Annotated in this window: 15 protein-coding genes; 7 read left to right on the forward strand and 8 right to left on the reverse strand. The window is 69.9% G+C overall.

What is annotated here, in order from left to right:
- Positions 1 to 56: 56 nt before the first annotated feature.
- Together Q664_RS49960 and Q664_RS49965 are read left to right on the forward strand one after the other, a co-directional pair.
- Complete coding sequence (locus Q664_RS49960) at positions 57 to 770, forward strand: outer membrane beta-barrel protein (protein WP_160174677.1); 714 nt, start codon at positions 57 to 59, stop codon at positions 768 to 770.
- Positions 771 to 935: 165 nt separating this feature from the next.
- Positions 936 to 1,940, forward strand: a complete 1,005-nt coding sequence (locus Q664_RS49965) for a formylglycine-generating enzyme family protein (RefSeq protein ID WP_043414195.1) — start codon at positions 936 to 938, stop codon at positions 1,938 to 1,940.
- 21 nt (positions 1,941 to 1,961) lie between these two features.
- On the opposite strand, the gene aqpZ is transcribed toward Q664_RS49965, so the two are convergent.
- Together aqpZ and Q664_RS49975 are read right to left on the reverse strand one after the other, a co-directional pair.
- On the reverse strand, positions 1,962 to 2,795 hold the full coding sequence (gene aqpZ, locus Q664_RS49970; RefSeq protein WP_043414198.1) for an aquaporin Z: 834 nt from the start codon (positions 2,793 to 2,795) through the stop codon (positions 1,962 to 1,964).
- A gap of 111 nt (positions 2,796 to 2,906) precedes the next feature.
- Positions 2,907 to 4,667 carry a SulP family inorganic anion transporter gene (locus Q664_RS49975; RefSeq protein ID WP_043414201.1) on the reverse strand — a complete coding sequence of 587 codons (1,761 nt, stop codon included), beginning with the start codon at positions 4,665 to 4,667 and terminating at the stop codon, positions 2,907 to 2,909.
- Between the two features lie 270 nt (positions 4,668 to 4,937).
- Here Q664_RS49975 and Q664_RS49980 point away from each other — a divergent pair, with 270 nt between their 5' ends.
- Positions 4,938 to 6,338 (forward strand): DUF2254 domain-containing protein, encoded by a 1,401-nt coding sequence (locus tag Q664_RS49980; protein WP_043414204.1) that lies wholly within the window; start codon positions 4,938 to 4,940, stop codon positions 6,336 to 6,338.
- Positions 6,339 to 6,392: 54 nt separating this feature from the next.
- A complete protein-coding gene (locus Q664_RS53890) occupies positions 6,393 to 6,866 on the forward strand; it encodes an MgtC/SapB family protein (RefSeq protein ID WP_052519702.1) in 474 nt (157 codons plus the stop codon).
- A 66-nt stretch (positions 6,867 to 6,932) separates the two neighbouring features.
- Here the strand turns inward: Q664_RS53890 and Q664_RS49990 are convergent, their stop codons facing one another.
- The 3 genes from Q664_RS49990 to Q664_RS50000 all read right to left on the reverse strand — a co-directional run bounded on the left by Q664_RS49990 (position 6,933) and on the right by Q664_RS50000 (position 11,907).
- Positions 6,933 to 8,642: an arylsulfatase gene (locus tag Q664_RS49990; RefSeq protein ID WP_043414207.1), complete on the reverse strand. Its 1,710-nt coding sequence runs from the start codon at positions 8,640 to 8,642 to the stop codon at positions 6,933 to 6,935.
- Positions 8,643 to 8,794: 152 nt separating this feature from the next.
- Positions 8,795 to 9,439, reverse strand: a complete 645-nt coding sequence (locus Q664_RS49995; protein WP_043414210.1) for a hypothetical protein — start codon at positions 9,437 to 9,439, stop codon at positions 8,795 to 8,797.
- Between the two features lie 71 nt (positions 9,440 to 9,510).
- On the reverse strand, positions 9,511 to 11,907 hold the full coding sequence (locus Q664_RS50000) for an arylsulfatase (RefSeq protein ID WP_052519703.1): 2,397 nt from the start codon (positions 11,905 to 11,907) through the stop codon (positions 9,511 to 9,513).
- A 408-nt stretch (positions 11,908 to 12,315) separates the two neighbouring features.
- Between Q664_RS50000 and Q664_RS50005 the strand changes: the two genes are divergently transcribed.
- On the forward strand, positions 12,316 to 12,795 hold the full coding sequence (locus Q664_RS50005; protein WP_043414216.1) for a hypothetical protein: 480 nt from the start codon (positions 12,316 to 12,318) through the stop codon (positions 12,793 to 12,795).
- Here Q664_RS50005 and Q664_RS55925 read toward each other — a convergent pair.
- Both Q664_RS55925 and Q664_RS50015 read right to left on the reverse strand, forming a co-directional pair.
- Positions 12,753 to 13,097, reverse strand: coding sequence for a hypothetical protein (locus Q664_RS55925; protein ID WP_075207737.1), 345 nt, complete (start codon positions 13,095 to 13,097; stop codon positions 12,753 to 12,755). The genes Q664_RS50005 and Q664_RS55925 overlap by 43 nt on opposite strands.
- The gene (locus tag Q664_RS50015; protein ID WP_043414218.1) at positions 13,094 to 13,918 is read right to left on the reverse strand and encodes a DUF2092 domain-containing protein; all 825 of its coding nucleotides are present in this window, start codon (positions 13,916 to 13,918) and stop codon (positions 13,094 to 13,096) included. Before Q664_RS50015 ends, Q664_RS55925 begins: the two co-directional genes overlap by 4 nt.
- Before the next feature lie 160 nt (positions 13,919 to 14,078).
- On the opposite strand from Q664_RS50015, the gene Q664_RS50020 reads away from it, so the two are divergent.
- Complete coding sequence (locus Q664_RS50020) at positions 14,079 to 15,413, forward strand: sigma 54-interacting transcriptional regulator (protein WP_043414222.1); 1,335 nt, start codon at positions 14,079 to 14,081, stop codon at positions 15,411 to 15,413.
- Positions 15,414 to 15,518: 105 nt separating this feature from the next.
- Here the strand turns inward: Q664_RS50020 and Q664_RS50025 are convergent, their stop codons facing one another.
- Complete coding sequence (locus tag Q664_RS50025) at positions 15,519 to 16,265, reverse strand: PP2C family protein-serine/threonine phosphatase (RefSeq protein WP_043414226.1); 747 nt, start codon at positions 16,263 to 16,265, stop codon at positions 15,519 to 15,521.
- A gap of 167 nt (positions 16,266 to 16,432) precedes the next feature.
- Here Q664_RS50025 and Q664_RS50030 point away from each other — a divergent pair, with 167 nt between their 5' ends.
- Positions 16,433 to 17,062 carry a GNAT family N-acetyltransferase gene (locus Q664_RS50030; RefSeq protein ID WP_043414228.1) on the forward strand — a complete coding sequence of 210 codons (630 nt, stop codon included), beginning with the start codon at positions 16,433 to 16,435 and terminating at the stop codon, positions 17,060 to 17,062.
- Positions 17,063 to 17,090: the final 28 nt, after the last annotated feature.

The raw sequence follows: 17,090 nt of genomic DNA on the forward strand, positions 1-17,090 counted from the left end.
TCCACTGGGAGCGCGTCCCACCCGGTACCTATCCTCGGCGGAACAGGAGGAACACCATGCGATTGATTTCCGGAGTGGTCGTGGGCCTGGCGCTGCTCGCGAGCGCACGCCCGGCGCTGGCCGCCGACTCGGACGTGCCCGCCAACTTCGTCAGCACGGACGAGCAGGAAACACTCATTCCGCACGTGGGCTTCAACATCGGAGGTGGGCTGAGCATCCCCATCACCGACGCCGGCGACCGCTTCGAGCTGGGCGGCGCCTTCCAGGCCGGGGTGAGCTTCAACTTCAACCAGCGCCTGGGCATCCAGGCCGAGTACCTCTACAGCGGCTACAACATCCAGGCCGACGTCCTGAACTCGACCGGTACCAATGGCACCCACGTCATGCAGTACGGAGACCTCAACGTCGTCTACAACGTGCTCCCCGCCCGCCCCCTCGGCATCTACGTGCTGGGCGGACCCGGCATCTACTACCGGCGGGTGGAGGTCACCGAGTTCGCCGGGGTAGGCGTGGTGCCGTACTGCGACCCCTGGCTGTATGTCTGTTACAACACCGCCGTGCCGGTCGAAGAGGTCCTCGGCTCGCGGAGCAGGACGGACTTCGGGCTCAACGCGGGTGTTGGCATCAGCCTGAGACTCTTCGGAGGTCCCCTCCGGCTCTACGCGGAAGGCCGCTACCACTTCATCTTCAGCGGTGACATCGACACGGCGGCGGGCCCCCAGAAGGCGGATGGCCAGTACCTGCCCCTCGTGCTCGGACTGCGCTTGTAGGGGCAACGGCGGCGCCGCCCGCGCCCTGCCCCGCGGGGAGGGGCGGGCGGCGCGGGGGCGACACAGACCCCGTCCCAAGGTGTTGGGTGGTCCCGAGGGCTGGCGATACCCAAGCTTGCGCCCGTGCGAGGAGCGCCTTCGCCTCCACCCGATAGGAGAGTAACCATGACGGACATCCTTGGTGGAACCACCCCGGAGACCAGGCTCCCGGAGCAGCCCGCGCCGTACGAGGCCCCCTTTCCAGACATGGTGTGGATTCCCGGTGGTACCTACTGGATGGGCTCGGACACGCACTACCTCGAGGAGAGGCCCGCCCATCAGGTGACGGTGAGCGGCTTCTGGATGGACATCCACCTGGTGACGAACGCGCGCTTCGCCCGCTTCGTGGAGGCCACCGGCTACGTCACCGTGGCCGAGCGCCCGCTCGACCCCCAGGACTACCCCGGAGCGGCTCCCACGCTGCTCGTCCCCGGCTCGCTCGTCTTCCGTCAGCCGGAGCGGCGCGTGAGTCTCGATGACTTCACGCAGTGGTGGGCCTACGTGCCAGGCGCCTGCTGGAAGCGCCCCGAGGGGCCCGACAGCACGTGGGAGGGCCGCGAGCAGTACCCGGTCGTCCACGTGTCCTTCGAGGACGTGGAGGCCTACTCACGCTGGGCCGGCAAGGAGCTGCCCACCGAGGCCGAGTGGGAGCGCGCCGCGCGCGGAGGCCTGGATCGCAAGAGCTACGCCTGGGGAGACCTGCTCTCGCCCGAGGGGCGGATGATGGCCAACACCTGGCAGGGGCAGTTCCCCATGCAGAACCTGCTCGAGGACGGCTACGCGGGGACCTCGCCCGTGGGCACCTTCCCCGCCAACGGCTACGGCCTGTTCGACATGATCGGCAACGTCTGGGAATGGACCACGGACTGGTACCAGGAGCGGCACCAGGGCAACCGGGGCAAGGCCTGCTGCATCCCGGTGAACCCGCGCGGGCCGGCCAATCCGGAAGGAACCCAGGACCCGCGCACGCCCCAGGTGACCATTCCGCGCCGCGTGCTCAAGGGCGGGAGCCACCTGTGCGCTCCCAACTACTGCCAGCGCTACCGCCCCGCCGCGCGCTCCCCCCAGGCGGTGGACAGCGGCTCCGGCCATATCGGCTTCCGCTGCATCGTGCGGCCCCCCTTCCAGTGAGCCGCACGAAGGGAGCTCCCCTCACGAGGGCGTATCCACCGGACGCCGGGTGGCCAGCCGCTCGGCGCGCTCGCTCTCCAGGGCCTGCTCGGCACCGGGGGCGGTGATGGCCGCCGAGGGGCGATGCACCGTGCGGTACACGGCCGCCGCCGTGGCCCCGCCCAGCAGCGGCGCCACGATGAACACCCAGAGCTGGCTCAGCGCCCAGCCTCCGACGAACAGCGCCGGCCCCAGGCTGCGCGCCGGATTGACGGAGGTGTTGGTGAGGGGAATGCCCACCAGGTGCACGAGCGTCAGCACCAGGCCGATCGCCACGCCGGCGAAGCCCACGGGCGCGCGGGCGTCGGTGGCGCCCAGCACCGTCAGCACCAGGAAGAAGGTGAGCACCACCTCGGCCAGGAAGGCCGCGCCCATGCCATAGCCTTCCGGCGAGTGGGCTCCGAAACCGTTGGCCGCCAGTCCCTGGGTGGCCGCCGAGTAGCCCTCCGGTCCGCCCCTGGCCAGCAGCAGCACCACGCCCGCGCCCACGAGGGCCCCCACGCACTGGGCCACCACGTACCCCAGGGCGTCGCGGCGCTCGAACTTCCCGCTGAGCAACAGGCCGAGCGTCACCGCGGGATTCAGGTGACAGCCCGAGATGGGACCCATGGCATACACCATCGCTAGCACGGACAGCCCGAAGGCGAAGGACACCCCGAGGAAGCCGATGCGCTCCCCCGCGAGCACGGCGGCTCCCACGCCACCGACCACCAGGGTGAACGTCCCGACGAGCTCCGCTCCATAGCGCCGCATCGCCTCCGTTCCACCGGAGGGAGCAGCGGACTTCACCTCGACCTTGTTCATGGTCAGCCTCATCCTTCCACCCAATGCGTCCCACGGGTCACGCTGTGCACGGCGCTTCATGACGGCAGGACACGACCCTCCCCCCCACCCTCTCCCAGAGGGAGAGGGAGCACGCGCGCTCCCCTAATGCACCGCGGGAGGCGACGAGGGCGCGCCCTCCGGTGGCTGGCCGGTGGCTCCCACCTCGGTGGACAGGAAGCGGCGCACCGCCTCGCCCACGGTGGGGTGGACGTTCTCCGGGCCGAGCCGCTCCATCAACCCCGTACGCCGCAACAACGCCCTCAGCGGGGCCTTGGCCTGGGCGATGGCCAGCACCACCCCCTGCTCCTCCAGCTCCACCCGGAGGTGCTCCAGTCCCTCGGCCGCGGTGACGTCCAGGTCGAAGACGGCCGCGGCATCCACCAGGAACCACTTCACCGGGGCCCGCGCACCGGCCACCAGGGCGCGGGCCTGCTCGCGCAAGTGCCGCACGTTGGCGAAGAAGAGCGGCGCGTCGAAGCGGTAGATGATGAGGCCGGGGACCGTCTCGGCGCCCTCGTCCCGCTCGATGTCGTGGTAGCCAGGGACGCCCTCGCGCTCGCCGAGCACCGCGTCATGGGGATGGGCGGCGCGGCGGATGAGGTCTCCCAGCGCCAGCGCCACGGCGATGAGGATGCCCTGGAGGATGCCCAGCCCCACCACGCCCAGCATCGTCACCAGGGCGAGGAGCGCCTCCACGCGCCGCACGCGCCACATCATGGCGATGGAGCCGAAGTCCATGAGGTACACGGCGGCCACGATGACGATCCCCCCCAGCGTCACCATGGGCAGGTGCTCCAGCAGGGGCGTGAGGAAGAGCGCGAAGAGCAGCACCACGGCGGCGGAGAGGACGCTCACCAGCTGCGAGCGTCCGCCCATGGCGAAGTTGACGGCGGTGCGCGAGTCGCTGCCCGTCACCGGAAAGCCCTGGGTGAAGGCGTTGACGAGGTTGCCGGCGGCCTGGCCGAAGAACTCCTGGTTGGGCTCGAAGCGGTAGCGCTGCTTGTCGGCGTAGAAGCGGCCGGTGAGCACGGAGCTGGCGTAGTTGACGAGCGCGAGGCTGAAGGCCGCGGGCAGCAGGGCGCGGAGGTCGCTGAAGCCCAGCGCGGGCAGCGCGAGGGACGGCGGCTGCGCGGAGATGGAGCCCACCACCTGGAGGCCTCCCTGGCGGAGCTCGAGGAGCGCGGCCGCCGCGGTGGTGAGGACCACCAGGACGAGCGGACCGGGCACCCGGGGCAGCAAGCGCCGCAGCAGCACGAGCGCCAGGATGACTCCCAGCCCGAGCAGCAGGGTGGGCAGGTGCATCCGCTGGAGGTTGGAGCCCACCTCCCACACCTGGCCGGGGAAGGTGTTGGACTTGCGCTCCAGGCCGAAGAGCCGCGCGAGCTGGCTGCCGATGATGATGAGCGCCGCGCCGTTGAGGTAGCCCAGGAGGATGGGCTTGGAGAGGAAGTCCGCGAGCCCCCCCGCCTTGACCAGGCCGCCCACGAGGCTGAGGACGCCCACCATGAGCGCCAGCAGCGCGGCCAGCGAGGCATGGCGGGCGGGGTCCCCGCCCGAGACCACATGTCCCAGGGCGGTGGCGGTGAGGATGGCGGCCCCCGCTTCCGGCCCGAGGATGAGGTGGCGGGAGGCGCCGAACAGCGCGTAGGCCAGCATGGCGAAGATGCCCGCGTAGAGCCCCGCCGCCGGCCGCACGCCGGCGATCTGCGCATAGGCGAGTCCCTGGGGAATGAGCATCGCGCTGAGGGTCAGCGCGGAGAGGACGTCCGCGCGCAGCCACCGGCGCTGATACGTGCGCACCAGCCGCAGACCCGGGGCGAAGCGTCGCACCGCCCGCCAGGCTCCCAGGCGTTCCGTTCCCATATCGTCCTCCGCTCACGGCCCACGGGACACCTCCAACGGTTGGCGTCCCGGCGCTCGATGGCAAGCAGCGGCGGCCCATTCCCCGCTGGGTGTCCCGCTCCGTCCGTCCGCTCCTCCCCATGGGGCAGGTCCACCCGCGCTCGCTCCTCGGGGGGCCACTTCATTGCCGTGACGCTCGTGCATTGCCACCCTCCGAGGAGGCTCCCGCCGAAGGTCTCGACGCGGGGCCATGTCCATGCATGCGGGGCGCGCACGGTGGAGGTGACGAACATGAGGGGCACCCAGGCACAGGCACGCATGGAGGCGGGGCTCGCCGCCCCGAGGCGCGCGCGGCCGGGAGAAGTCCACCCGATCCGTTGGTGGGTGCGGCGCAGGGTGTGGCTGCCCCCCGTCCTGGCCGCGTTGGCGGGCGCCTGCCTGGGCATCTTGTTCGTGGAGTACCCCTCCCCCATGGCCCGGGTGCTTCGCGGGGTGGCCTGGCAGGCCACGGCGGCCGAGGCGAGGAACATGCTCTCCACGGTGCTGGGGATCACGCTGACCTCGCTGAGCATCGTCCTGTCGCTGTCCATGCTCGTGGTGCAGAACGCCGCCGGGCAGTACTCGCCACGGCTGCTGCGCTTGTTCCTGCACAGCGCGGGCATTCGCGTGGTCATCCCGATGTTCGTCGCCACCAGCGTCTTCTGCCTGGTGGCCGCGCAGGAGTTCGGCTTCGTGTCCGGCACCGGGCGCGCGCCGCGCCCGGCGCTCGGCCTGGCCATGCTGCTGCTCGTCGCCTGTGAGGGAGCGCTCGTCTTCCAGGTGCTCCACACCCTCCAGATCATGCGCGTGGAGAAGCTCGTCCGGTGGATCCGCCGGGAAACGCTGCGTGTCGCGCGGACGCAGGAGCGGTTCCGGAGGTGGGACGCGGACATGCCGGCCGTGGTGCCGGCTCGCCCGGAGGGGGCCTGGCCGCTGCGCGCCCCCGCGAACGGCTTCATCGTCGCCGTGGATGAGCGGGCGCTGCTGGCGGCGGCCACGGCGCGGGGGCTCGTCGTCCATGTGAGCCATGCCATCGGCGAGCCCGTGATTCAGGGCGCGGAGGTGGGCTGGGTGGAGGCCACGGGCCACGCGTCACCCGCCTCGCGCGCGGCCTCCGAGGCCCTCCTCACCCGCGCCATCCTCCTGGACCGCTGGCGGGACGAGGACGCCGACGTGGCCCTGGGTGTGCGGCAGCTCGTGGACGTGGCCATCAAGGCGCTGTCACCCGGTATCAACGACCCCTATACGGCCGTGGAAGTGGTGGATCAGCTCACCTTCCTGCTGTGCGAGCTGAGCCGGCTGCACCTGGGCCCCCGGGTGCTGGAGGATGAGGCGGGCAGTGCCCGCGTCTTCCTGCATGCCCTCGCGCTGCGGGACTACCTGGAGCTGGCCACGGATCAGATCCTCCGCTATGGCGCCAGCGAGCCCGCGGTGGTGCTCCGGTTGCTGCGGATGGCGGGGGCCGTCGGACAGCGCGCGCGGAGCGCGGAGGACCGGCGGGCGGCGCGTGAGACGCTCCACCGGCTCCTGGCGGAGGCGGAGCGGGCCCAGGCGGGCGCCCCGTGGCTCGAGCCACTCCGCCGGCACGCCGAGACCCTGGAGCGGGCCCGGGCGGGAGGATGGCTCCCGCCACTGCCCGCACACGCCTTCTGAGACCGCCTTCCTGGCGGGACGGCTTGCCGGGAGGGGGAGAGAGAGGAGCCCCGTATGGTGGTGGGAGGGTCCGGGCTGGGGGAGCTGCTGTTGCGGCTGCTCGTGGCGGCGTTCTCCGGCTTCGTCCTGGGACTGCCCTATCGCCGGCGGCCGGGCGGCGTTCGCACCCACTACATGGTGACGTTGGGCGCCGCCCTCTTCTGCACGACCGCGGCGAACGTGGCGGGGCGGGAGGACGAAGTGCTCCGCATCATCCAGGGCATCGCGTCCGGCATCGGGTTCGTGGGCGCGGCGAGCGTCCTCAAGAAGGGCACCTACATCCTCGGCATCACGACGGCCGCTTCCATCTGGATTGCCGCGGCCGTGGGGTGCGAGGCGGCGCTGGGCAGCCCGGTGCTCGCCGCCGTGGTGGCGCCCGTCATCGCCCTGACGAACTGGCTGGTGGGCCTGCTGGAGCGCAAGGTCTTCCACCGCAGGCGCCGCCTGCGCAGTCCTCGGGAGTTCCGCGACGGGGCCGGGCGGAAGTAGTCGAAGCAGGACGCCCGGGAGTCTCTGGAAGTACTCCCGGGCATGGCATCGCCTGACCTGGCGTCATCAGGCGTGTGCTTGCCGGAAGCGGGCAATGGCCCGCTCGACCTCATCGGCGAAGTGGTGGAGCGTCTCGCCAATGTTCGTGGTCTCGCCCTCCTCGTCTTCCTGATGCCGCGCCTTCCGCTGCGCCGCCTTCTCCTTCATCTTCTCCCGCACCCTCTCCTTGAGGGGCCCGATGCTGAGGCTGCCCGGCGCCTGACTGGGTGGGTATTCGATGAGGCTCTCGGCGAAGCGCCGGACGACCATCTGCCCTGGCACGAAGAGGAACATCCGCTCCCCGTACCACGAGGTGTAGAGCCCCGAGTGCGTGGCGTATTCGAACGGATCCGAGCGCAGGTTGATGATGTACGGCCAGGCGGGGTTGAAACGCTTGCCGCTGAACCACATGTCCGGCCCCTCTCCATCCTGGTAGGAGAAGATGAGCTTCCAGTCGTCGTAGCGGACGGCGGCGAGATCTCCACTGTCGAGCACGTAGATGTATTCATGGCGTCTGCCCGGCCCCTTGCCGGCGAGCAGCTCGCGCTGGTCGTACCCGTCCAGGTACACGCGGAACTTCTTCTGGCCCACCTGGAAACCCTTCTTGCACCGCTCGGCGAGGTCCTCGGGACCGCCCGCGGCCGCCACGAAGGTGGGCATCCAGTCCTCGTGCGCGAAGATGTCGTTGATGACGGTGCCCGGCTCGATGACGCCCGGCCAGCGAACCACACAGGGGACCCGGACGCCGCCCTCCCAGGTGGAGCCCTTCTCCCCCCGGAATGGCGCGTTGCCGCCATCGGGCCAGCCCATCTTCTCCACGCCATTGTCGGTGGAGAAGACGACGAGGGTGTTGTCCGCGATGCCCAGCTCCTCGAGCCTGGCGAGCAGCGCGCCCACGATATCGTCGAGCTGGGTCATGGCGTCGGCATAGAGGCCCTTGCCCGTCTTGCCCTTGTACTTGTCGCTGAGGTACGTCCACACGTGGGTGCGCGTGGTGTTGTGCCAGAGGAAGAAGGGCTTGCCCTCCTTGGCCGCCCGCTCGATGAAGCTCAGCGAGGAGGCCAGGAATTCGTCGTCCACGGTCTCCATGCGCTTCTTCGTGAGCGGCCCGGTGTCCTCGATGCGCTGTCTGCCCACGCGGCCCCAGCGGGGATCCTCGGTCGGGTCGTCCCGGTCCGTCGCCCAGCAGTGGAGCACCCCTCGCGGCCCGAACTTCTCCTTGAACGCCGGATCCTTCGGGTAGTCGGGGCACTCCGGCTCGTTCTCGGCGTTGAGGTGGTAGAGGTTGCCGTGGAACTCGTCGAAGCCGTGCACGGTGGGCAGGTAGGGATTGGAGTCACCCAGGTGGTTCTTGCCGAACTGGCCGCACACGTAGCCCAGCGGCTTGAGCATCTCGGCGATGGTGGGATCCGAGTCCTGCAGTCCGTATTTCGCGCCCGGCATGCCGATGGTGGTGAGCCCCGTGCGCAGCGGATTCATGCCGGTGATGAAGGCGGCCCGGCCCGCCGTGCAGCTCTGCTGCCCGTAGCAGTCGGTGAGCAGCGCCCCCTCCTTCGCGAGGCGGTCGATGTTCGGGGTGCGGTAGCCCATCATCCCCTGGTTGTAGGCGCTGACGTTCCAGAACCCGATGTCATCTCCCCAGATGACGAGGATGTTGGGCTGCCTGCGCTCCGCCTTCTTGTCGTGGCCATTGCCTGACTTCGAGTGGCCATTGCCCGTCTTCTTGCTGTGCGGCATGTGTCGAGTCCTCCCTCAGCCGATGCCCGCGGGTGTGTCCAACAGGACAATCCGTGTCCATCCGGGGTGCCGCCAGGCAACGAGGTGGCGGGCGGCGGCATGGCCCTACTCGTGCCCTGTCCGACAGGGAGGGGCGTCCTGCCCGTCCATGCTCAGTGGAAGGGGAGGACGAGCAGCTGGCGCAGCCCCAACAGGCTCCCCAACACACCGAAGACGAGCAGCACCGTGACGAGCCGCTGGTTGCGCAGCTTGGTGGAAAGTCCACCAAAGAAGAGGCCCAGGGCGAAGAAGACGGTGGCGAGGATGTAGTCGTCCGAGTGTTGGTTCGCGCGCTTCGCCTCCTCCGTATACCGCATGGCCGTCCGCTCCAGCTCGAGGCCTTCCTGGTGCTGGGCGTTGGTATAGGACTTCAGCTCGAAGGGGGTGGGAGGTGCATCGGGATTCTCCAGCGGCTTCATCGCCAGCCACTCCTCCGCGAAGGGACGGAACTCCTTGCGCAGGAAGCGCTCGCCCACCAGCCGCGCCACCCGCTGCTCTCCCATCTGGGAGGAGAGCACGAGCTGGACGAAGGTGTTGGCGTCATAGGACATCTGGACGTTGGCGTTGCCGAAGGCGCGTACCGCCTCGACACGCGAGGCGGACGCGCTGGCGAAGTGCACCGCCTGCACTCCCCCCCAGCGAGAGGACTGCCAGGCACTGAAGGCCGAGCCCACGGCCGCCAAGGAGAGCAGGAGGGTGGCCAGCAACTGCTGCCAGTAGGCCGGCTCGCTGAATTCCCGCTCGTTCGTCTTCGTCATGGTTGTCATCCCGAGGCGGCCCTGCCTCCGGCCAGTTCCCAGCCTGCCCAGCCGGTGTCCGAGGCCCGGTGCTACTGCCGCGCCATCGCCAGCCTGAAGCGCTCCTCCGGCGAGACGAAGTGGTCGAAGTCCTCCTTGCCCTTGTCCAGCTGCACCCACTTCACCCGGCCGTTGAAGATGCTGTCCCCGTTGGTGAAGCCTTCCGCCACGAACGAGCCCATCTCGCGGCCCACGTCCGCGGTCTCGTCGAGAGACATCGAGTTGGCCAGGGTCGCCTCCACCCGGCCCTCCCCCACCTTCTCGCCGTCGACGTACAGGGTCACGTCGCCGCCCTTGCCCACGCCGCCCCCGTCGTACTTGAACTCCATGCGCACCTGGTGCGTGCCCTTGGGCAGCTCACGCCCGGACTCGATGTAGAACCGGCGCAGCCCGCCGTAGTTGTAGCAGTAGAGGAGCCGGTTCTTGTACGCGTAGAGGCACCAGCCGCCGAACCTGCCTCCCTGGGTGATGATGACCCCGTGCGCGCCGCCCTCCGGTATCTCCACCTCCGCCGTCACCGAGTGCGACTTGTTCTTGATGTTGAGGATCGAGTTCTCGCTGATCCGTCTCATGCCGCCGGAGAGGAGCTGCGAGTCGCCGTGGATGAGCTCGGGCCGGCCAGCGAGCTCCGAGTTGAAGCGCTCGACGCTACGGACGTCCAGCGGCAGCACGTAGAACTTCGCGGCCTCGATGAGGAAGAGCTCCTGCAACTGCTTCAACCGCTCCGGCATCTCGGCGGCGAGATTCCTCGCCTGGCTCCAGTCCTTCGTCGTGTCGTACAGCTCCCAGACATCATCCTCGAGACGCACCTTCGACTCGGTCTCCCACGGCGTGCGGTGTTTGGTCACCGCCGTCCAGCCCTGGTGGTAGATGCCGCGATTGCCGAACATCTCGAAGTACTGCGTTTCGTGCCGCTCCGGAGCCTCCGCGTCGTCGAAGCCGTAGAGCATGCTCGTTCCCTGCATCGGGGTCTGCTGCACGCCATGGACCATCACCGGCTGGGGAAGGTGCGCGGCCTCGAGGACGGTGGGCCCCACGTCGATGACATGGGAGAACTGCTCGCGGACCTCCCCCCTGGCCCGGATGCCATTGGGCCAATGGACGATGGTGCCATTGCGCGTACCGCCGAAGTGCGAGGCCACCTGCTTGGTCCACTGGTAGGGCGTATCCATGGCATGCGCCCAGCCCACCGCGTAGTGGTTGTAGGCCTCCGGCGTGCCCATCTTGTCCTGGTTCTGGATGAGGTACTCGGGCGTCTCCACGCCGAAGATGTTGTTGAAGATGAACCCCTCGTTCAGCGTGCCGTTGAGGGTGCCCTCGGCGGAGGCGCCATTGTCCCCGATGATGTAATAGACGAGCGTGTCCTCCAGCGCGCCCATCTGCTCCAGCGCGTCGATGAGCAGCCCCACGTGGTGGTCCGCGTACTCGAGGAACCCGGCGTAGACCTCCATCTGCCGCGCGAGCACCGGCTTGAGCTTCTCCGGCATGTCCTCCCAGGCCGGTATCTCCTGGGGCCGTTGCGTGAGCTCGCAGTTCCTGGGAATGACGCCGAGCTTCTTCTGCCGGGCGAAGATCTCCTCGCGCAGTTTGTCCCAGCCAGCATCGAAGCGGCCCTTGTACTTGTCCGCCCACTCGGTGGGCACATGGTGGGGCGCGTGCGTGGCACCCGGCGCGAAGTACATGAAGAACGGCTTGTCCGGCACGAGCGCCTTCTGCTGCCGCACCCACCCGATGGCGCGCTCCGTCATGTCCGCCATGAAGTGATAGCCCTCTTCCGGCGTGCGCTCCGGCTCGAGGGGCGTGGTGTTCTCATAGAGCGCCGGGTAGTACTGGTTCGTCTCCCCGCCGATGAAGCCGAAGAAGTACTCGAAGCCCGAGCCGGTGGGCCACCGGTCGAACGGCCCCACCGGGCTCGTCTCCCAGACCGGCACCTCGTGGCACTTGCCGAACTGCGCGGTGCTATAGCCGTTGAGCTTGAGGATCTCCGCCACCGGCGCGCAGTGGTTCGGCCGGACGCAGGTGTAGCCTGGCGAGGAGGTGGCGATCTCGGTGATGCCACCGAACCCCACCGCGTGATGGTTGCGGCCGGTGAGCAGCGCGGCGCGCGTGGGTGAGCAGAGCGCGGTGGTGTGGAAGCGGTTGTATTTGAGCCCCCCCTTCGCCAGGCGCTCCGCGGTGGGCGTATGGATGACGCCGCCAAAGGCGCTCGAGGCGCCGAAACCCACGTCGTCCAACAGGACGACCAGGACGTTGGGGGCGCCCCGCGGGGGCCGCAGTGGCTTGATGGGGGGGAACTTCGCGCTCGGATCGCTTGCACTGAAGGGCCGGACGCCCTGGTAGGGCTGATCCGGGATGGGAAGCACCTCTCGTTGGAGGGTGTCGGAAGTGGAAGAGGCGTTGCCTGCCTGCCGTCGACCCGTCTTTTTCATGGGTGTGCCAGCTCCGTGAAGTCCTGCTCGCACCAAGCTAGGACTCCTCGTACTCCAGACCACCGTGCCCGGGGGGGACGCCTTCGCGCCGCTTTCAAGACGGATGAACCCGAGGGCATCCAGACCCATTGGGCACTGGAGGATGGAGCCCTCGCGCCCGGGGGCACGCTGCTTGCCCGGGCGCACCGGCGCGAAGGCTCACGCCGCCCGCCGTCCCCGGGGTTCCGCCCGCGGCAACAGCATGAGGGCGGCTCCAGGCCAAGGCAGACCTCCTCCCCCTGGATTGGCTCGGGGCCCGGCTGTCCCGGCACGCGGAGGTGAGCCTCCAGGAGGGCGCTGGCACGCTGGAGGCGGACGTGCGCATCCAGCGGGGCCGTGTGGAGCCGGGCAGCCGTGTGGAGGCCCGGGGTGCCCCCCCTGACGCTGAGCCTCGGCCCGGCCCGGGCACACACCCCCTGGCATGCCCTCGGCGTGGTGGAGCCGGACGCCCAGGGCACGCCGCACGGCCGGCTCCAGCTCACCTTCGAGTCCGTGCGGGTGGAGGGCCCGGCGAAGCGGGTACTGGAGCTCCCCGAGGTGGTGCTCACCTTCCATGTGGAACCCCGTCTGGAGCCGCCGGCCCCCTCGGTCCAGAGCGAGCTGCACGTGGCGCCCAGCAGGCCGGTGGACCTGCGGCTGCTCAACACCTGGACGGGAGAGACATTCCGCGTGGACTCCGGCAGCGCCACGCTGAAGGCCACGGGCCACCGTGACTCCGAGCACGCCAGCGGAGCGATGCACCTCACGCTGGACACCGACCTGCTCGAAGCCCGAGCGGCTCGCGGCACCACCCCCCTGACCGGGCCTCACATCGGCGTGGGGACGTACACGAGGTTGGGGCCGTTGTAGGTCGGCCGGTAATAGGTGCTCCCGCACCTCTGATACATGACGCCCGCGCTGACGACCTCGACACAGCCAGCGGGCAACGTGGACAACACCGCGGCCGTGCCCACCGCGGCCGCCGTTCCCACCACGGCGGCCGTCCCCACCGCCGCTGCCGTCGCCGCTCCCGCATAGGCCACGCGACGCGTGGTGCGGCGAGCCACTCCCGCATAGCTCATGGGGGTCGCGGGCCTGCCGATCACCGCCAGGGCATCGCCCGCGACGAACACGAACATCAGAGAGAGGGCTGAGAGATGCCTGCGTTTCATTTCTTGTCTCCTTGCTTCCTCTGGGCAACCTCTTCCGCGAGGAAGTCGATACGTTTGGCATCGCTGGGCGGCGAGAAATGGAACACCTCGTCGCCGAGCCTGGGTGAGAAGTTCCACCGGGAGAACTCGGCCGTGAACTCGGGCGAGCCCTCGATCTTCTTCGAGGTGATCACGAACTTGCACGGCACGGGCCTGGGCCCGTCGTCGATCCAGATCTGCCAGTCGGTCTCGTTTCCGCGGAACGCCAGGTGGTGGCAGGTAGCGCCGCGCACGAAGGCCGTCCCCAGGTAGGTCCCCGAAACGACATCCTCCATCAGGATGTCGTAGGGCTTGCTGTAGAGCAGATCCGCCGCGGGCGCCTCGATGCCCAGCCGCTCGCGTGCCGCGTCGATCGCCTCGTCGATGTTGGCCGGGGCGCGAGCGGTGGCGTAGTAGTGATTGTTCTCGCCGTACAGGGTGAAGCTGCGTCCGTCGTAGTAGAACTCCATCTCCGCCTTCTCGCCGCGCCGGTCGCTCCTGAGCTTGTCGGGGCGCTTGAGCCGGACTTCACTCGAGTGGTTGAACTCCACCTTCTCTCCACTCTGGAGCACGACCTCCGTCGAGCCATCCACCTGGACGGTGAACTGCCGCTGGCCGCCGAGGAAGTCGCTCATCTTCTCGAGCATCGAGCGGGCCTTGGGCGAGACACCGGACTTCTGGGCGCTGTCCGCCTCCTCGGGTGCTGCCAGGGCGGTCTGGCCAGCGAACGCGGCGAGCACCGCGATCGAACCGGCCCACCGCCTCAGGACCGTGGTGTTTCCAGTGAGCCGTCTCCGTTTCATGGAATCCTCCCTCGTGTGTCCAGAATCTGATGAGCGGCTTTCCGCGAGGCAACCGCCGTCACCGCCCCTCTCCCGGCCAGACGAGACATCGGCGGAGCGGTTCTCCGCCCGACCCACGAGGGCCATGCCCTGGAGGGTGGGATAGACTGGCGCGGCCACCGTGTCCAAGACCGCCCTCGCCACCCAGAATGAGTCCTCGGGGAGCATCCCGCCCCGGCGCTGTCAGCTCGTCGTCATCGATGGGCCCGACGCGGGGCGCGCGGTGGCACTCGGAAGGTCTCCCGTCCGGGTGGGCACGCGCGAGGGCTGCGCGCTGCGGCTGAGCGACCCGCGCGTCTCGGGCGAGCACCTGGAGGTCCACGCGGAGGGAGGGGACTTCGTGGTGAGGGATCTCGGCAGCCGCAATGGCACGCTGTACGAGGGCTCGCGGATTGGCGAGGCGCGGGTGCGCGTGGGCGCCACGCTCAAGGTGGGGCGGAGCTTCCTGCGCATCCAGGCCGAAAGCCAGCCGTGGGAGGTGGCCCCGAGCCAGGCGCGGCGCTTCGGGGAGCTGGTGGGTGAGAGCCTCGCCATGCGCGAGCTGTTCGCGGTGCTGGAGCACGTGGCGCCCTCGGACACCACGGTGCTCATCCAGGGAGAGACGGGGACGGGCAAGGAGGTGGTGGCGCACGCGCTCCACGAGGCGAGTGCCCGGCGCAAGGGGCCCTTGGTGGCGGTGGACTGCGGCGCGCTGCCGGAGGGGCTGGTGGAGAGCGAGCTCTTCGGACATGTGCGCGGAGCCTTCACGGGGGCGCTGGCGGCGCGCTCGGGCGCCTTCGTGCGGGCCCACGGGGGCACGCTCTTCCTCGACGAGCTGGCGGGCATTGCGCCCTCGGTGCAGGCGCGGCTGTTGCGCGTGCTGGAGGAGCGCCGGGTGCGCCCGGTGGGAGGAGACGCCGAGCAGGCCGTGGACGTGCGGGTGGTGGCGGCCTCGCGGGTGGACCTGTCGCTGGCGGTGGCCGAGGGCACCTTCCGTCCGGACCTCTACTACCGGCTGGCGGTGGTGACGCTGCCCCTGCCGCCGTTGCGGCAGCGCCGGGAGGATCTGCCCCTGCTGGTGGCGGAGCTGCTGCGCCGCCGGGGCTTCGAGCCTGGAGCCATCCGAGGCCCCGGGCTGGAGCTGCTGTCGGGGCACGACTGGCCGGGCAACGTGCGCGAGTTGCGCAACGTGCTGGAGCGGGCGCTGGTGCTCTCGCGCGGGGCCCACGGCTTCGAGGAGTTGCGCCTGTCGCTCCAGCCGCAGGGGACGGGGCCCGAGGTGCCGTTGCGCACGGATCTGCCCTTCTCGGAGGCGAAGCAGGCGCTGGTGGAGGCCTTCGAGCGCCACTACCTGCGTGACGTGCTGGCGCGCGCGGGCGGAAACCTCTCGGAAGCGGCGCGGCAGGCGGGAGTGGATCGCAAACACTTGCGAGCGCTGGCCCGGCGCCATGGCCTGCTCCCCGAGGAGCCCGACTGAGCTCCTCGCCACGCCCCTTGCCCACCCCCCTCGAATACATCCCCTCTCCCCCCGGGAGAGGGACAGGGTGAGGGTATCGGGTCCCCTGGGTTGCTCCCGTGCCCCCTACTCCGCGCCCACGCCCACCACGATGGCGGTGATGTTGTCCCGGCCGCCCGCCGCGTAGGCCTCCTGCACGAGGGCCTCGGCCGTCCCCGCGGCACTCCCCTGCCCCAACCGTGAAGCGAGCCGCTCCGGCCCGAGCGGCTCATACAGCCCATCCGAGCACAGCAGGAACACATCCCCCGCCCGCACCTCGAGCCGTCGCACGGTGGGCTCCGCGTGCTGGGTTCCCAGGGCGCGGGTGATGACGTGCCCATAGGGACTCTCCCCACGTCCGGGCGTCTCGACGCCGGCCTCCCGCATCTCCTCCAGAATGGAGTGGTCGCGGGTCAGCGCCTCCAATCGTCCGTCACGCAGCCGGTAGAGCCGGCTGTCGCCCACGTGGGCCACGGCCGCGCCCCGAGCCCCCAGCACGAGAGCCACCACGGTCGAGCCCATCTCACGCAACCGCCCCACGCGGCGCGAGAGCACGGCCCGCTGGGCGAGCAGGGTGCAGTTGAGCAGCAGGTCCTCCTCTCGGCAGAGGCCCCGCCGCGGACGACGGGGCCAGGTGGCCTCGGGGTCCCTCGCCACGCGCTCGCAGAAGCCGGAGAAGGCGTCCACCACGCACTGGCTGGCCACCTCACCGCCCTCGTAGCCGCCGAGCCCGTCGGCCACCACGAACAGGCCCAGGTCCGACCGGGCCATCCAGGCATCCTCGTTGTGGGAGCGGCGTCCCACGTGCGTCCATCCCGCGCTGTCGATTCGCATCGGCTCTTCCTCCCTGCCCCGGACAGGAGCAAGACGAGGGCCGACGCCAACCCCGCGAAAGGACTCGGCCGCCTGGGGTCTCCCGTCCCCACCCTCCCGCCTGGGAGTCCACGCACCGGGGACTCCGGACCCCACCCCGGGACAGGGCTCCGGTAGGGTCGCGAGCCATGGCCACCTCTCCCGCCTACCTCATCCGCACCGAGCGCCTCGTGCTGCGCTGCTACTCACCCGAGCTGGCGCCCCTGCGTCAGGCAGCCGTCGCGGCCACCCGGGAAGCCCTCCTGCCGTGGTTCACCTGGGCCAGGGACGAGCCCCGTCCCGTGGCGGAGCACCTCCAGCGCGTGCGCCAATTCCGGGGCAAGTTCGATCTGGATCAGAACCGCATCCACGCGGTGCTCGATGCGGAGCAGCGGGAGTTGGTGGGCGAGCTGGCGTTGCTGGCGCGGGGGGAAGAGAAGGCACGGGAGCTGGGGTACTGGGTGCACTCGCGTCACACGGGGAAGGGAGTGGCCACCGAGATGGTCTCGGCGCTGGTGCGGGTGGGCTTCGAGTTGGACGGGCTCGAGCGCATGGACATCCAGGTGGCGGTGGGCAACGAGGCCAGTGCCGCGGTGGCACGCAAGCTGGGCTTCATACTGGAGGGGACGCTGCGGCAGCGGGCTCGCGGGGACGGCGGCCCCGCGGAGGACACGTGGTGCTTCTCCCTGCTGGCGAGCGAGTACCCCAAGAGCCCCGCCGCCCGCGTGCCCGTGAAAGCCCATGACTTCGGGGGCATGCTCCTACCCGGTCTGGTCTAACGTCTCCGATTCCGGGGAGGGAGCACCC

This window comes from Archangium violaceum Cb vi76 (genome assembly GCF_000733295.1).
Classification (GTDB): Bacteria; Myxococcota; Myxococcia; order Myxococcales; family Myxococcaceae; genus Archangium; species Archangium violaceum.

What these genes read in the sequence shown, in the direction of transcription:
- Q664_RS49960 (WP_160174677.1), top strand. Translation starts at nt 57, where the DNA reads ATGCGATTGATTTCCGGAGTGGTCGTGGGCCTGGCGCTGCTCGCGAGC.
- Q664_RS49965 (WP_043414195.1), top strand. Translation starts at nt 936, where the DNA reads ATGACGGACATCCTTGGTGGAACCACCCCGGAGACCAGGCTCCCGGAG.
- aqpZ (WP_043414198.1), bottom strand. Translation starts at nt 2,795, where the DNA reads ATGAGGCTGACCATGAACAAGGTCGAGGTGAAGTCCGCTGCTCCCTCC.
- Q664_RS49975 (WP_043414201.1), bottom strand. Translation starts at nt 4,667, where the DNA reads ATGGGAACGGAACGCCTGGGAGCCTGGCGGGCGGTGCGACGCTTCGCC.
- Q664_RS49980 (WP_043414204.1), top strand. Translation starts at nt 4,938, where the DNA reads ATGAGGGGCACCCAGGCACAGGCACGCATGGAGGCGGGGCTCGCCGCC.
- Q664_RS53890 (WP_052519702.1), top strand. Translation starts at nt 6,393, where the DNA reads ATGGTGGTGGGAGGGTCCGGGCTGGGGGAGCTGCTGTTGCGGCTGCTC.
- Q664_RS49990 (WP_043414207.1), bottom strand. Translation starts at nt 8,642, where the DNA reads ATGCCGCACAGCAAGAAGACGGGCAATGGCCACTCGAAGTCAGGCAAT.
- Q664_RS49995 (WP_043414210.1), bottom strand. Translation starts at nt 9,439, where the DNA reads ATGACGAAGACGAACGAGCGGGAATTCAGCGAGCCGGCCTACTGGCAG.
- Q664_RS50000 (WP_052519703.1), bottom strand. Translation starts at nt 11,907, where the DNA reads ATGAAAAAGACGGGTCGACGGCAGGCAGGCAACGCCTCTTCCACTTCC.
- Q664_RS55925 (WP_075207737.1), bottom strand. Translation starts at nt 13,097, where the DNA reads ATGAAACGCAGGCATCTCTCAGCCCTCTCTCTGATGTTCGTGTTCGTC.
- Q664_RS50015 (WP_043414218.1), bottom strand. Translation starts at nt 13,918, where the DNA reads ATGAAACGGAGACGGCTCACTGGAAACACCACGGTCCTGAGGCGGTGG.
- Q664_RS50025 (WP_043414226.1), bottom strand. Translation starts at nt 16,265, where the DNA reads ATGCGAATCGACAGCGCGGGATGGACGCACGTGGGACGCCGCTCCCAC.
- Q664_RS50030 (WP_043414228.1), top strand. Translation starts at nt 16,433, where the DNA reads ATGGCCACCTCTCCCGCCTACCTCATCCGCACCGAGCGCCTCGTGCTG.